This window comes from Bacillus sp. FSL K6-0994, from assembly GCF_038630815.1.
In the GTDB taxonomy this organism is placed as follows: Bacteria; Bacillota; Bacilli; order Bacillales; family Bacillaceae; genus Bacillus; species Bacillus safensis.
The window spans coordinates 2991921-3005696 of the sequence record NZ_CP152043.1; the positions used below are offsets into that span (position 1 = coordinate 2991921).

15 protein-coding genes are annotated in these 13776 nt (G+C 42.7%); 7 read left to right on the forward strand and 8 right to left on the reverse strand.

Annotation, left to right across the window (positions count from 1 at the left end; genetic code table 11):
• Positions 1 to 5 precede the first annotated feature (5 nt).
• Positions 6 to 1181 carry an acetyl-CoA C-acetyltransferase gene (locus MHB69_RS15725; RefSeq protein WP_342495763.1) on the reverse strand — a complete coding sequence of 392 codons (1176 nt, stop codon included), beginning with the start codon at positions 1179 to 1181 and terminating at the stop codon, positions 6 to 8.
• A gap of 12 nt (positions 1182 to 1193) precedes the next feature.
• Positions 1194 to 3581, reverse strand: a complete 2388-nt coding sequence (locus MHB69_RS15730; protein ID WP_342495764.1) for a 3-hydroxyacyl-CoA dehydrogenase NAD-binding domain-containing protein — start codon at positions 3579 to 3581, stop codon at positions 1194 to 1196.
• Between the two features lie 199 nt (positions 3582 to 3780).
• On the opposite strand from MHB69_RS15730, the gene MHB69_RS15735 reads away from it, so the two are divergent.
• From MHB69_RS15735 to MHB69_RS15745, 3 genes are read left to right on the forward strand one after another with little or no spacing between them, the layout of a single operon-like run.
• Positions 3781 to 3918 (forward strand): YuzL family protein, encoded by a 138-nt coding sequence (locus MHB69_RS15735; protein WP_003212904.1) that lies wholly within the window; start codon positions 3781 to 3783, stop codon positions 3916 to 3918.
• A gap of 26 nt (positions 3919 to 3944) precedes the next feature.
• On the forward strand, positions 3945 to 4196 hold the full coding sequence (locus MHB69_RS15740; protein WP_048237393.1) for a hypothetical protein: 252 nt from the start codon (positions 3945 to 3947) through the stop codon (positions 4194 to 4196).
• A gap of 11 nt (positions 4197 to 4207) precedes the next feature.
• Positions 4208 to 4555, forward strand: a complete 348-nt coding sequence (locus tag MHB69_RS15745) for a spore coat protein (RefSeq protein ID WP_041088340.1) — start codon at positions 4208 to 4210, stop codon at positions 4553 to 4555.
• Positions 4556 to 4588: 33 nt separating this feature from the next.
• Here MHB69_RS15745 and MHB69_RS15750 read toward each other — a convergent pair whose 3' ends face one another.
• The 3 genes from MHB69_RS15750 to MHB69_RS15760 all read right to left on the reverse strand — a co-directional run bounded on the left by MHB69_RS15750 (position 4589) and on the right by MHB69_RS15760 (position 6335).
• The gene (locus MHB69_RS15750) at positions 4589 to 4840 is read right to left on the reverse strand and encodes a YusU family protein (RefSeq protein WP_024423411.1); all 252 of its coding nucleotides are present in this window, start codon (positions 4838 to 4840) and stop codon (positions 4589 to 4591) included.
• Between the two features lie 71 nt (positions 4841 to 4911).
• Positions 4912 to 5742 (reverse strand): ABC transporter ATP-binding protein, encoded by an 831-nt coding sequence (locus MHB69_RS15755; RefSeq protein ID WP_008347057.1) that lies wholly within the window; start codon positions 5740 to 5742, stop codon positions 4912 to 4914.
• A gap of 146 nt (positions 5743 to 5888) precedes the next feature.
• Entirely contained in the window at positions 5889 to 6335 is a 447-nt protein-coding gene (locus tag MHB69_RS15760; protein ID WP_176544474.1) for a YusW family protein, read from the reverse strand.
• Between the two features lie 113 nt (positions 6336 to 6448).
• Here MHB69_RS15760 and MHB69_RS15765 point away from each other — a divergent pair, with 113 nt between their 5' ends.
• Positions 6449 to 7291 carry an oxidoreductase gene (locus MHB69_RS15765; RefSeq protein ID WP_098677575.1) on the forward strand — a complete coding sequence of 281 codons (843 nt, stop codon included), beginning with the start codon at positions 6449 to 6451 and terminating at the stop codon, positions 7289 to 7291.
• Positions 7292 to 7337: 46 nt separating this feature from the next.
• On the opposite strand, the gene MHB69_RS15770 is transcribed toward MHB69_RS15765, so the two are convergent.
• Positions 7338 to 8738, reverse strand: a complete 1401-nt coding sequence (locus tag MHB69_RS15770) for a trypsin-like peptidase domain-containing protein (RefSeq protein ID WP_098677574.1) — start codon at positions 8736 to 8738, stop codon at positions 7338 to 7340.
• 326 nt (positions 8739 to 9064) lie between these two features.
• Between MHB69_RS15770 and MHB69_RS15775 the strand changes: the two genes are divergently transcribed.
• Positions 9065 to 9739 carry a response regulator transcription factor gene (locus MHB69_RS15775; protein ID WP_034280861.1) on the forward strand — a complete coding sequence of 225 codons (675 nt, stop codon included), beginning with the start codon at positions 9065 to 9067 and terminating at the stop codon, positions 9737 to 9739.
• Positions 9736 to 11067, forward strand: coding sequence for a HAMP domain-containing sensor histidine kinase (locus tag MHB69_RS15780; RefSeq protein ID WP_034280863.1), 1332 nt, complete (start codon positions 9736 to 9738; stop codon positions 11065 to 11067). The genes MHB69_RS15775 and MHB69_RS15780 overlap by 4 nt, the downstream gene beginning before the upstream one ends.
• 20 nt (positions 11068 to 11087) lie before the next feature.
• Here MHB69_RS15780 and spxO read toward each other — a convergent pair whose 3' ends face one another.
• Positions 11088 to 11252, reverse strand: coding sequence for an anti-adapter protein SpxO (spxO, locus tag MHB69_RS15785; RefSeq protein ID WP_003212782.1), 165 nt, complete (start codon positions 11250 to 11252; stop codon positions 11088 to 11090).
• A 192-nt stretch (positions 11253 to 11444) separates the two neighbouring features.
• Here spxO and MHB69_RS15790 point away from each other — a divergent pair, with 192 nt between their 5' ends.
• Positions 11445 to 12323 (forward strand): TetR/AcrR family transcriptional regulator, encoded by an 879-nt coding sequence (locus tag MHB69_RS15790; RefSeq protein WP_034280864.1) that lies wholly within the window; start codon positions 11445 to 11447, stop codon positions 12321 to 12323.
• A 46-nt stretch (positions 12324 to 12369) separates the two neighbouring features.
• Here the strand turns inward: MHB69_RS15790 and fumC are convergent, their stop codons facing one another.
• Positions 12370 to 13764: a class II fumarate hydratase gene (gene fumC / locus MHB69_RS15795; protein WP_024423418.1), complete on the reverse strand. Its 1395-nt coding sequence runs from the start codon at positions 13762 to 13764 to the stop codon at positions 12370 to 12372.
• Positions 13765 to 13776 lie beyond the last annotated feature (12 nt).

A 13776-nucleotide genomic window follows, 5' to 3' on the forward strand; every position in this document is an offset into this window, starting at 1 on the left:
CCCCTTTAGATCAATTCAAAAATTCCTGCTGCTCCCATGCCCCCGCCGATACACATTGTGACAATGCCAAATTGCTCGTTTCGCCGTTTCATTTCATGAATAAGTGACAGCGTTAGTTTCGTTCCTGTACAGCCGAGCGGATGTCCGAGCGCAATGGCCCCGCCGTTGACATTCACCTTTTCTTCATCAATCCCTAGATGGCGAATGACTTGAATTGCCTGAGAAGCAAACGCTTCGTTTAATTCAAACAGCCCAATATCCTTCAGCTCAAGTCCAGCGATTTTCAGCGCACGTGGAATGGCTTCAACCGGACCGATCCCCATCACCTCAGGCGGTACACCGCCGACAGCAAATGCTCTGAATTTAGCGAGCGGCTGAAGAGAAAGTGAGGATGCTTTCTCGCGGTCCATCATCATCACACACGCAGCTCCGTCACTTGTCTGCGAAGAGTTACCTGCGGTCACCGTGCCTTTTGTTGAGAAGGCTGGACGCAATGTGGAAAGAATCTCCTCCGTTGTGCCTGCTCTCACACCTTCATCCTGTGAGAACGTGAATTGATGCTCTTCTAATTGATATTGCTCTCCTACCCGTCGCTCTGTTACATCAACGGGTACAATTTCATCTGAAAATTTCCCTTCTTGAAGTGCCTTTGCTGCCTTTTGATGACTCCTCACCGCAAAGGCATCCTGATCTTGACGTGTGACCTGATACTTTTGCGCCACTTGCTCTGCCGTGTGACCCATGCTCATGTAGTATTCAGGTGCTTGCTCTGTCAAGAGAGCATTTGGACGAATAGAATGACCCATCATCGGCACCTGCGACATTGATTCGACTCCTCCGGCTAAAATCGTGTCTGCCTGCCCGAGCATAATACGTTCACCCGCATAAGCGATAGATTGAAGACCAGACGAGCAGTAACGGTTTATGGTGATGGCAGGTACTGTATAAGGCAGTCCCGCTAATGCCCCAATATTCCGCGCCACATTTAACCCCTGCTCTGCTTCTGGCGTTGCACAGCCAATGATTAAATCATCTATCTGTCCGTCGTATTCACCGGCACGCTTTAACGTTTCTTTTACACATAATGCGCCCATATCATCAGGCCGGACATGTTTTAACGATCCTTTTTTCGCCTTTCCTACTGGTGTTCTTGCGCCAGCGACAATGACTGCTTCTCTCATTTTGACTCCCCCTTAGTTACGTAAAGGTTTTCCTTTGACGAGCATGTGCTGCATACGTGCCTGTGATTTCACTTCTCCTACAAGACTTAAAAAGGCTTCTCTTTCAAGCTCTAATAAGTATTGCTCCTCTACCTCGGTTCCAAATGGCAGTTTCCCGCCGGAAATGACATGAGCTAATTTTTTTACAATGGTCATGTCATGCTCTGAAATGTATCCTGACAGTCTCATATTTTCAGCAGCCAAAATCATCGCTGCATATCCTGTTTCTCCCATGACCGGCACCTTTTGCTTGAGCGGCGCACGATAACCGGCTTCATCAAGAGAGAGCACCAGTTGTTTTGCATCATAGATCAGGTGATCGCCGTTCATACTGATCCGGTCACTCACGCGGAGCATGTTCATATCCCGCGCATCCTCAGCTGAAGTCGATACTTTTGCCATTGCAATTGTTTCAAATGTTTTCAGCGTGGCATCCTGTATAGCCGTCTGCGACGGCTTCGCTGATCCTTGCAGGTGACGAAGATATAACTCTTTGTTTCCGCCGCCTCCTGGAATCAGTCCAACTCCCGCTTCCACAAGTCCCATGTAAGTTTCGCTGGACGCCTGAATAGCTGCTGCCGGCAGACAAACTTCTGTTCCGCCTCCTAATGTCATCCCAAATGGGGCGGCTACGACTGGGCGATTGCTATATTTCACCTTCATCATTGCCTGCTGGAAGCGTCTGATCACAAAGTCAATTTCAAAGAAATTATCGTCCTGTGCTTCCATTAAAATCAGGGCAAGGTTAGCGCCAACACAGAAGTTCTTCCCTTGGTTTCCGATGACAAGCCCTTTATAATTCTTTTCTGTTTCATCAACAGCACGATTGATCATATCAATGACATCTAGTCCAATGGCATTGCTTTTAGAGTGAAATTCGAGCAAGGCGACGTCATCACCAATATCGATCAGGCTCGCACCAGAATTTTTGAAGATAACGTCGTGTTTCTTTTTCAATCTAGCTAAAGAAATATGTTTGTCGTTCCCTTTTTCCTGTTCATAAGCCCCGTTATGATAAAACGCTCGCACTCCATCAGCATTCTCTTGATAGAATGTCTCGTGTCCTTTTGACAGCATGTCTTGCACCCACGCTGGGATGCTGTGACCTTCTGCTTCCATGCGCTCGGCGGCTTTTTTGACACCAATTGCATCCCACAGCTCAAATGGTCCATGCTGCCAGCCAAATCCCCATTTCATTGCGTTATCGATGGAAAGAATATCATCCGCAATTTCACCTTTTAGATGAGCTGAATAAAGAAGCACGGGCGCTGTCATATTCCAAAGTAATTGCCCTGCACGGCCATCCTGATAAATAAGCGCTTTCAACTTTGCTTTTGCACCCTTTTGCTGTTTCGCCATCTCAATGCCTGGATCTTTTAGCTTTGTGCGTTCTCCATATGTGAGCGTCACTGGGTCAAGCTCTAAAATGACCTTCCCATTTTTTTGATAAAAACCTTGCCCTGCCTTGCTGCCAATCCATCCTTTTTCGAGCATTCTTTCAATAAACTCAGGCAGCTGAAAAATCTCTTTTTCCTTTCCTTCTACCTGTTCATATACGTTTCGGGCCACATGAGAAAACGTGTCGAGCCCCACGACATCAAGTGTACGGAAGGTCGCACTTTTCGGTCTTCCAATGAGGGGTCCTGTGACCGAATCCACTTCTCCGATGGTGTATTTGTTCTCAAGCATTTCACGCACTGTGACAAGAAGTCCATAAGTGCCAATGCGGTTTGCAATAAAGTTCGGTGTGTCCTTTGCTTCAACCACACCTTTGCCGAGTACATCCTCGCCAAATGTTTTCATAAATGACAATACTTCTGTATCTGTTTCTTGAATAGGAATGATTTCTAAGAGCTTTAAATAACGAGCTGGGTTAAAAAAATGTGTGCCTAAAAAGTGGCGTTTAAAATCATCTGATCGGCCTTCTGCCATTTTTTCAACTGAAATACCGGATGTATTGCTTGATACGATGCTTCCTTCTTTGCGGTGTTCGTCGATGAGAGAGAATACGTGTTGTTTGATGCTGAGCTTTTCAGTGACGACTTCAATGATCCAGTCAGCATCGTGTAATAAGGAAAGGTGGTCTGTGAGATTTCCCGGTGTGATGTATGATAGGTTTTTTGCTGAAGTAAGAGGTGCTGGCTTTTGCTTTAATAATTTTTTCATCGCTTCTTGACTTAATCGATTCCGAACACTAGGGTGATCAAGCGTCCGCTTTTTCGCCGTTTCTTCCTTTGTCAGTTCATTTGGCACAATATCTAGCAGTGTAACTGGTATCCCAATATTGGCTAAATGTGCAGCAATGCCTGAGCCCATGACACCTGAACCAATGACAGCCGCCTTGCGAATATGTTTGCCCATAAATATCCCCCTAAACATTTTGAATGAACAGTCATTCATTTTTTGTCCAAAAAAAAGCAATGCCTCTTTCTTTATCTTAAAAGATTTTCCGAAACAGTTCAATAGCAGATTTCAAAAATTTACACATTCTCGTGTGCCTCCGTTTGCGGCGTATGAATTACAGATGAGAGGGAATTGTAAGAATGGAGGTGATGTCCACATGTCTCGTTTGAAGAAAAACCCATCGAAAGCAGGCGTAAGTGCTGCAAGTGTAAAAGGAAACGCAGGTCCATCACAGGAAGCAGACCTTGGCGGGAAAAAAACCAGTCAAAATCAGCAATATAAAAAGAATCAGTAAGGAAACAAATTCGTAAGGAGGAACACATGTTGAATAATCAGCAAATGAATATGCCCCCAGAAGTCATTTCAGTGAAGGATTCCTTGTACTTAGAGGATATGCTCAACTGGAACTTGATCGCCATGAAAAAGGCTCATTTTATGGCCGAGCATTGCCAGGACCAAACATTGAAACAAGAATTAAATCAAGTTGGCCAAATGCATCATCAGCATTACACACAAATTCTTCAGCATTTAGGCAGCTCAGGGCAAGGCCAGTCTACTGGCTTTATGCAATAGGAGGAAAAAACATGGAACAGCAAAACCAACAAAAAATCGGGAATCCACAAACTCCGGTTCCCACAACAACCAACATGAACGATCGTGATTTTGTCACAGATCTCTTGTCGACTGAAAAATATATGACAAACGGATACAACACAGCGCTCAATGAATTCAGTCATGAATCTCTTTATCAGGATATTCAGCGAATTGCACTGGAAACACAGAAAACACAAAGACATTTATATGATGTCATGTTCCGATATGGCTGGTATTCTGTTGAAGCCGCTGATCAGCAAAAGCTCCAGCAGGCACACCAGAAATTCCAGCAAACACTGACAGATCAATCGCCGTACGGTTCATCACAAATGTCATAAGAAAAAAACTGCCAGTCTAGTGCTGGCAGTTTTTTAACGGTCTTTATTGGCGCGATGAGCTTCGTTCAACTGTTTGATCCGTTGAATCGTGTGTTTGATTTCTTCTTTTGCTTCTGGATACGTTTCATTGAAATGCTTTGCTAGCGGCGGCATGCTTTTTGCAATATGAGAGTAGATCACCCACTGTTTCACATCTTGTTTCAGCTCGTCTGTTGATTCACCGAGCAGCAGCTCTGTATATTTATCAAGCAAGCCTTCCAGCTTTTCATCTAATTCATTTCCCATTGATATTCCGCTCCTTTTTCAGAAAAAAGCCTGACTCTGTGAGATACAGATGTCAGGCTTTTGACATACGATTATCTTGCAGCAAGAAATGTTTCAGCTTGCGCTTGCTGCACAATACAGCGTCCTCTACCGTGCGGAATACATAATGGTGTTCCAAATAAAGGATCTGTTGTCACTTGGCAATTCATATCAAAGACATTTTTCACGAGATCACAATTAATCACTGTTTCTGGTCTGCCTTCTGCATAGATTGACTTGTCTTTAATCGCCACAAGATGATGAGCATATCTGCATGCAAGATTGAGGTCATGAAGAACCATCACAATTGTGCGCTGCTCTTTCTCATTTAAATCAAACAGAAGGTCCAAAATTTCGATTTGATGCGTCATGTCTAAATATGTCGTCGGCTCATCTAACAAAATAATATCGGTCTCTTGGGCCAGCGTCATCGCAATCCATGCACGCTGCCTTTGTCCACCTGATAATGAATCAACGGTCCGATCAGCAAGGTCTTCCATCTTTGTTGACTTTAATGCGCGGTTCACTGCTTCTTCATCTTGCTTCGACCACTGCTTCAGCCAATTTTGATAAGGATATCTGCCTTGCTTCACTAACTGATGCACGGTTAATCCTTCTGGCGCTTCTGGTCCTTGTGGAAGAATGGCGAGTTGTTTTGCTACTTCTTTTGTAGGTAATTTTGCAATGGAATGACCTTCAAGCAGGACAGAACCACCCATTGGCTTCATGAGACGGGCCAAAGAGCGAAGTAGCGTGGATTTACCGCATCCATTACTGCCAATAAATACTGTGATTTCACCCTTAGGGATTGATACATTTAGTTCATCGATGATCATTGTTTCTCCGTAGCCTAAGCTTAAACCTTCAGTAGAAATGGCACTCATTCCGCTCAAACGCTCCTTTTCTCATCCAAATTTTTATATGAAATATCGTCTATGTACAGACGTAAAAGATCACTTATCTCAATTTAGTGTATCAGATTTAAGTGATCTTGAAAATCATTTTCAATTAAAAAATGAGAAACTCTCGTTTATTTCTTCCTTTGGAATGTACGTTTGGTCCCATCTTCTAGCTTCAGATCGATCTGTATCCGCTGATAATCATCATCTAAATTAAAAGCAGCTAATAGTTCCTTTACATACACTTCATTGATCTTTTCACTAGGAATCGACATATCATTCAGCTTCATCTTCATTTCGCGCAAGGCTTCTTCTCCTTCATAGCGGACCCCATTCATATGATCACGGATGATCGCTTCCTCTTTGCCTCTTGCCTGACGATAAGTCGCTTCGTATAATTCGTTTTTCTGTCCATATTGTACATGCAGATGCACATGCTGAAATGGCAGTTCCTTCATTTGAACAGCTGACAGACTTTCTGCTTCTGCTTCATGTGTTTGTTGTAACGGTTCAACTGATTGACAGCCGGACAGCATAAAGAGCAGCACTCCTATTCGTCCCGCCTTCTTCCAACACATCATGTGTTTCCTCCTATTTCACAGCATCGCTTTTTATTCTTCTCCAAGCTCCTTTTCGTTATTCAATAAAACATCGCACTATGATAAATTGAAACAAAAAGGAGAATGGGATGATGAAAAGAACAGCCATTGTAACTGGTGCCAATAGCGGCTTTGGCAAGCTCATCACGATGCGTCTCGCCAAGCGGGGCTATACAGTGATTGCCGGCGTCAGACAGGAAACCAATGCCAAAAAGCTCGCTGAAGAAATTGATCAAGACTCTTTATCTGGCATGATACATATTGAAGCGTTAGATGTGACCGATACGCAGTCGATTCAAGCATTTCAGAAGAAGCTTCATGCCTATGCACCCATTACCCTGCTTGTGAACAATGCGGGAACAGCCTTTGCTGGTTTTGCGGAGGAGGTTCCTGTCGACACGTACCGCCAGCAATTTGAAGTGAATGTCTTCGGTGTGATGGAAATGACCCAAGCAGTGCTGCCGTTTATGACGAGTGGTGCAAAGATTTTCAATATGAGCAGCATCAGCGGATTAATGGGGATGCCTGCACTTTCTCCATATGTATCGTCTAAGTTTGCGTTGGAAGGCTATACAGAAAGCTTGCGGATTGAACTGGCTTCGTTCGGTATACAGGCGGCCTTGATCGAGCCAGGCTCTTTCCAGACGAATATTTGGAACACCTCCATGAACGAGCAAATGATTCAGCCAGCAGAAGGATCGAAATACACAAAACTCTATCAAAAGATGATGGCCCATATTGATGCCCAGAAATCCAACTATGGAGATCCTCGTGAAGTGGCAGAGCTTGTTGTACGATTAGCAGAAAAGAAGCGGCTGAAACGGCTGAGATATCTTGTTGGAAAAGGCGTACGGCTTTCATTCACAGCAAAGCAGCTTCTGCCTTGGAACATGTGGGAACGGATCATACTACGTACACTCTCTTCAAAAAAATAAGCACAAAAAAACAGGTGGATATGTTGACATCCACCTGTTTTTTTATTTATTCGCTATCTGACTGTCCAAGGGTAATATCTAGATTTTTGTTCTTTCCTTCACGGATGACAGTCATTGTGGTTTTATCGCCGACTTTTGTTTCTTTGTAAAGAATTTCTTTCAGCTGAGAGCTGTTCACTACGTCTTTCCCTTTGAACTTGATGATGACATCTCCAGATTTCAAGCCTGCTTTTTGTGCAGGTGAACCTTTTGAAACATCCTTTACGTAAATGCCTTTGCCGATTTGTTTATCAAATAAGCCGAGCGTATTTTCCTGATATGTCTCAGGCACTTGCTCAAGGTCAATCATTTGTACGCCAAGGTATGGACGTTCAACTTTTCCATTTTTCAACAGCTCATCTACAATCGGTTTGACATCGTTACTTGGGATCGCAAATCCGAGTGATTCCACACCGCTTTCGCTGATTTTCAAGCTGTTGATGCCAATGACTTGACCGTCAGTATTGATCAGTGGCCCCCCGCTGTTTCCTGGGTTAATCGCTGCATCTGTTTGCAGCACATTCATCTCCACCGTACCAGATGACGTATTTGCTTCTACAGTACGATCAAGACCACTAATAATTCCTTCTGTCACAGTACCTGAGAACTGTGCACCGAGCGGATTCCCAATGGCAATGACTTTATCTCCAGCACGAAGCTTAGAAGAATCACCAAAGCTCGCCACTTTATCAATACCGTCTGCGTTCATTTCAACAACGGCTAAATCTGTCATGACATCACTGCCGACAAGCTTTGCGTCTTTCGTTTTTCCATCATAAAGGGTGACCTTGATTTTATTGGCACCTTCGACAACATGGTTATTTGTAATAATGTACGCTTTTTTGCCATCTTTTTTGAAGATGACACCAGAGCCTGTTCCAGCTTCAGCTTCTGTTTGATCACCGCTCAGGCCAAACGAATTTTGTGTAGATTGATAGTTTGAGACCCCAACAATGGTTGGCTCTAAATCTTCTACCATATCAGCCACATTTGTGGCATTGGTGATTTGTTTTGTCGAGAAATTATCTGAGGCTGCCGGCTCGCTTGATGCTGTCTGCGTTTGCGTGTTGGCAGCTGTATCCTGTGACTGCGGCAAAAGCGGTGTAATGCCAAGTACAAGACCACCGCCAATAATTCCTCCAAGAATCGGGCTCAGCCATGCCGCCTTCCGCTTTTTCTCTTTTTTCGACGCACGGTCATCCACCATTTGAGGAGAATGATTTGTCACACTCTCATGGGTGGCAGATGCTTCGTTTTCATGCTGGTGAAAAACAAGTTCCTTCTCTTTTTCTGGTGCGTCTATTTGTTTCTCATTCTCTTGATGGGTATCTTTTTGATGATTCATTTCATTGTCTTGATTTTCTGGATGATTCATCTTATTCTCTTCATCTTCTCTTCGGAAATCCATCGCTTGCACTCCTTTACATCATGTTTCATTCATATGTCTAGATAGGACTCAGGTCCTCTTAATGGAAAGATCATTGAAAAATACTTTATGGCAATATGTCAAATTATATAATACTTATTCATAGAAAAAAAGCAAGGTGCGCACATTGATGAAAAGCACCTATTCATCCGCCTTTTGTCTATGCCCTTTTTTCCCTTGACCTTATCATAATCAAACATTATGGGATAATGATGAGAAGAATATGTGAAATTGTGAAAAAAGCGTGTGATTGTTGACATGCCGCCTTTGTATCCCGTTATAATGACGTTGAGAGGATGTGGAAGACTTTGTCGTACACCATTTATTTAGTTGAAGATGAACAAAATTTAAATGAACTGTTAACCAAATATTTAGAGAGTGAAGGTTGGAATGTCTCCTCTTTTTTAACCGGAGAAGCGGCACGCGAGGCAATGAACAAGCCGCCGCATCTATGGATTTTAGATATCATGCTACCTGATACAGACGGCTATACCCTCATAAAAGAAATTAAAGCCGCATCACCTGACGTACCGGTCATTTTCATTTCAGCCCGGGATGCAGATATCGACCGTGTCCTCGGTTTAGAGCTGGGAAGCAGTGATTATATTGCGAAGCCGTTTCTTCCGCGTGAGCTGATCATTCGGGTTCAAAAGCTGCTGGAGCTTGTGTATAAAAACAGCGATACACCGCAGCAAAGCGTCACTTCAGTTTCTTCTTATGTCATTCATGAGGATGTAAGAGAGGTCTATGAAGAGGGACAGCTCATTAACTTAACTTCTAAGGAATTTGACTTGCTGCTTTTATTTACACATCACCAGGGACATGCTTTTTCTCGTGAAGATATCCTCGTCAAGATTTGGGGACACGATTACTTCGGGACAGATCGAGTGGTGGATGACCTTGTTAGACGGCTGCGCAAAAAAATGCCCGACTTAAAGGTCGAGACCATCTATGGATTTGGCTATAGGATGCTTAAAGGATGAAGAACAAACCGCTCGCTTTTCAAATTTGGGTCGTGATCTCTGGCATTTTGCTCACCATTTCCATTGTCCTGATTATTCTATTTTCCAATACATTACGTGACTTCTTCACAAATGAAATTTATAAAAATATCGAAAATGAACAGCAAGTGCTGACAGAATATCCATTGAACCGAGACGGCTCGCCAAAATCGACACCGGAAAACCGCTCCGTGCAGCACATTTTGATCCCATCAGATGAATTAGATCAAATGGCGCAGTTTTTTCCGCATGCTTTTATTGAGAAAATCCAATCGTTTGTGAAAAAACAAAAAAGCGCAACGAAACGGTATTCTGAAGAGGTGAACGGCCAGCATATCTTTTTTGTCATCAAAAAGGTATCATCAGGCAATACACAATATATTCTTCTGTCCTATGCACCAGATTCTTATCGAGATGACCTGTCCTTTACGCTGTTTAAACAGCTGATCTTTATCTTAGGCACCGTTATTTTACTAAGCTGGATTCCATCGATTTGGCTTGCCCGCTATTTATCCCGACCAATCGTTGCGTTTGAAAAGCACGTCAAACGGATTGCCCAAGAGGACTGGGACGATCCTGTCATCGTTGACCGGCAAGATGAAATTGGCAAACTTGGTCATACCATTGAAGAAATGAGACAAAAACTCATTCAAAAAGATGAAACAGAACGGACACTTTTGCAGAATATTTCACATGACTTAAAGACACCTGTCATGGTCATCCGCGGCTACACTCAGTCCATTAAAGATGGTATTTTTCCTAAGGGAGATCTTGAACAAACGGTGGAAGTCATTGAAGGTGAAGCGGAAAAGCTTGAGAAGAAAATCAAGGATCTGCTGTACTTAACAAAGCTTGATTATTTATCAAAACAACATCCCGCACATTCTTCCTTCCTACTCAGTAATACGATGCTGGAAGTGGTCGACCGAATACGCTGGTCGAAAAATGAATTGCAGTGGAACGTGGACTTAGATGATGAGGCTGCTCTTGAAGGCGATCCAGAACAATGGAGCAAATTATTTGAGAATGTACTAGAAAATCAACTTCGGTACGCAAAAAGTAAGATTGATATTCAGATGAAACAGGAAGAGGATCAAATCCGCATTGTCATTCGTAATGACGGTCCTCCAATTGAAGAACATATGCTGTCCAACCTATACGAGCCTTTTAGTAAGGGAAAAAAGGGCGAATTCGGTATTGGATTAAGCATTGTCAAACGAATTCTTTCGATGCATCAAGCGTCCATATCTATTGAAAATGATGATCTAGGTGTACGTTATACAATTATGGTTCCAAAGAAGAGACTGTAGGTTTTTGACCGCAGTCTTTTTTAGATGAATGAATACCCATTGAAATCACGGTATGTGGCTTTGATCTTTTTGCCAGCTTGATACATCCATTTCTTTTCAATGGTTGTCTCTTTCGGCATTTTGACTTTTTCTACTTGAATCCCTTTTGTTCGCAGGCGTCTAATCATATCATCGATTTCTCTCATGGAACATCATCCTTTCACATATTTTGACCAGTTGGTCACCTTACTTTATAATATAAAGAATTACACTGTAAAAAACAAGTTACAATCTGATTAATTTTTGAAAACTTTCGTCGTTTATGACCGATAAGTCACATCTCTTTGCGCACGTTTCCTAAGACATTTGTCTCTCGGTAAGAAAGGATGACATTCATTTTGAAAAAGAAAGAAAAAATGATCATTGAGGCTGGCATGAAATTATTTGCCAGCAAAGGCTATAACACAACGTCTGTTCAGGAAATTGCAGATGAATGCCACATGTCAAAGGGTGCTTTTTATCTTTATTTTAAATCAAAGGAAGCACTGCTCATTTCGATCCTTCATTACTATTACGATAAGGTATTTACCCGGATTCATGAGGTTCAAACAGAGGGCGGCACACCAAAAGAAGCCTACCGCAAACAGCTCACTGTCTATTACGATAATATTTTGCAGCAAAAGGATTTTATTAAAATGCAGCTGAGCGACAGGGCGCTTCCATTGAATGAAGAAACGCAGCAGCTCGCAAAACAAATTAGGCTTGCAACCATCCAGCTTCACATCGATAACATTAAACAAGTGTATGGAGACGCTGCTATTCCATATATGGCTGATTTATGTTTGACGATTGAGGGCATGAGCCACGTTTATTTCGAGCTTGCCATTTTATATGATTTTCAGCTGGAAGCAGAAGAGCTTGCCAAAACCATGATTCATCGTATCGATGATTTGATGGGCGGTATGATGAAGCGAAATGATCTTCCTCTCATTTCTGTAGATCAAGCGAGCGATTGGTTTGGTCCAATTTATGAACGGTCATTCGATCCGCTCACAGAATCTCTTTTAAAGGAATTAAGAGAGATTGCTGAAGCACACTATGAAGTGAAAGACGAGCCTGAGTTATTTGAAGCGCTTGGCATCCTGGAAAATGAATTAAACAAACAAAAACCAAGACAAGTCATCGTGAAAGGCATGCTGTACCAATTGAAATTATATGCACCGCTTCAAACCAATTCTGATTCACTTTTGCGTATTTTGAAAGAGGATCATTTGTAAACACATATTTTCAATGAAAAAACCAGGGGCAGCTGCCCCTGGTTTCTTATTTTGCTTTCGGTGTCACCATTTCCTCTGGTTTCACAAATTGCTCGAATTGCTCTTCAGTTAACAGCTCTAATTGAAGTGCTGCTTCTTTTAGTGTTAATCCTTCTTTGTGCGCAAGCTTCGCAATTTTTGCTGCATTTTCATATCCGATGTGCGGGTTAAGTGCCGTCACAAGCATCAATGAATTGTTCAAGTTTTTCTCAATCGTTTCAAGGTTTGGTTCGATTCCAACTGCACACTTGTCATGGAATGAGTTCATGCCGTCAGCAAGTAGTTCAACTGATTGCAGGAAGTTATAAATGATGACTGGCTTAAATACGTTCAGCTCAAAGTTTCCTTGGCTTGCCGCAAAACCGATTGTGGCATCATTCCCCATGATTTGCGCTGCAATCATAGTTAATGCTTCACTTTGGGTTGGGTTAACTTTTCCTGGCATAATGGAGCTTCCCGGCTCATTTTCAGGAATGATCAATTCGCCAATTCCGCAGCGAGGACCACTTGCAAGCCATCTTACATCATTGGCAATTTTCATTAAATCAGCTGCAAGTGCTTTTAAGGCACCGTGTGCATACGTAATTTCATCATGGCTTGTCAGCGCATGGAATTTGTTTGGTGAAGAATTGAAAGTTTGACCTGTCAGCTGGCTGATTTCCTCAGCAACATATTGACCGAACTCAGGATGTGCGTTAATTCCTGTACCAACAGCAGTTCCGCCAATGGCTAATTCTCTCATTTTTTCAGTTGATTCTAGAATCATTTCTTTTGAACGATCCAGCATGTATACCCAGCCGCTAATCTCTTGACCAACTGTCAGCGGTGTTGCATCCTGCAAGTGCGTACGGCCGATTTTCACAATCTCTTGATACGCTTTTGCTTTCTCATCAAGAGTTGTTCTTAACTGGTCAATTGCAGGCAGCAATTTTTTGTACACAGCTAAAACAGCTGCCACGTGCATAGCCGTTGGGAATGTATCATTTGAGCTTTGGCTGCGGTTAACGTCATCATTCGGGTGAATGCTGAACTCGCTATTTTTATCTTTCAAGTAAGCAGTTGCTCTGTTTGCAACGACTTCGTTCATGTTCATGTTACTTTGTGTTCCACTGCCTGTCTGCCAAACAACAAGCGGGAAATGCTCGTCATACTTTCCGCTGATGATATCATCACATACAGCAGCAATTGCTTCTGCTTTTTCGCTTTCAAGGTTGCCAAGTCGTTCGTTCGCAATCGCTGTGCTACGTTTCAAAATTGCAAACGCATTCACAACTTCCTTTGGCATTTTCTCAGAACCGATTTTGAAATTTTCTTTGCTTCGTTGTGTTTGTGCACCCCAGAACTTGTCCTTCGGCACTTTGATTTCGCCCATTGTGTCTTTTTCGATTCTAAATTCCGTCATTATGTATCCCTC

Bases quoted from the DNA above. Each gene is read 5' to 3' on its own strand.
- MHB69_RS15725 (WP_342495763.1), bottom strand. From the start codon at position 1,181: ATGAGAGAAGCAGTCATTGTCGCTGGCGCAAGAACACCAGTAGGAAAG.
- MHB69_RS15730 (WP_342495764.1), bottom strand. From the start codon at position 3,581: ATGGGCAAACATATTCGCAAGGCGGCTGTCATTGGTTCAGGTGTCATG.
- MHB69_RS15735 (WP_003212904.1), top strand. From the start codon at position 3,781: ATGTCTCGTTTGAAGAAAAACCCATCGAAAGCAGGCGTAAGTGCTGCA.
- MHB69_RS15740 (WP_048237393.1), top strand. From the start codon at position 3,945: ATGTTGAATAATCAGCAAATGAATATGCCCCCAGAAGTCATTTCAGTG.
- MHB69_RS15745 (WP_041088340.1), top strand. From the start codon at position 4,208: ATGGAACAGCAAAACCAACAAAAAATCGGGAATCCACAAACTCCGGTT.
- MHB69_RS15750 (WP_024423411.1), bottom strand. From the start codon at position 4,840: ATGGGAAATGAATTAGATGAAAAGCTGGAAGGCTTGCTTGATAAATAT.
- MHB69_RS15755 (WP_008347057.1), bottom strand. From the start codon at position 5,742: ATGAGTGCCATTTCTACTGAAGGTTTAAGCTTAGGCTACGGAGAAACA.
- MHB69_RS15760 (WP_176544474.1), bottom strand. From the start codon at position 6,335: ATGTGTTGGAAGAAGGCGGGACGAATAGGAGTGCTGCTCTTTATGCTG.
- MHB69_RS15765 (WP_098677575.1), top strand. From the start codon at position 6,449: ATGAAAAGAACAGCCATTGTAACTGGTGCCAATAGCGGCTTTGGCAAG.
- MHB69_RS15770 (WP_098677574.1), bottom strand. From the start codon at position 8,738: ATGGATTTCCGAAGAGAAGATGAAGAGAATAAGATGAATCATCCAGAA.
- MHB69_RS15780 (WP_034280863.1), top strand. From the start codon at position 9,736: ATGAAGAACAAACCGCTCGCTTTTCAAATTTGGGTCGTGATCTCTGGC.
- spxO (WP_003212782.1), bottom strand. From the start codon at position 11,252: ATGAGAGAAATCGATGATATGATTAGACGCCTGCGAACAAAAGGGATT.
- fumC (WP_024423418.1), bottom strand. From the start codon at position 13,764: ATGACGGAATTTAGAATCGAAAAAGACACAATGGGCGAAATCAAAGTG.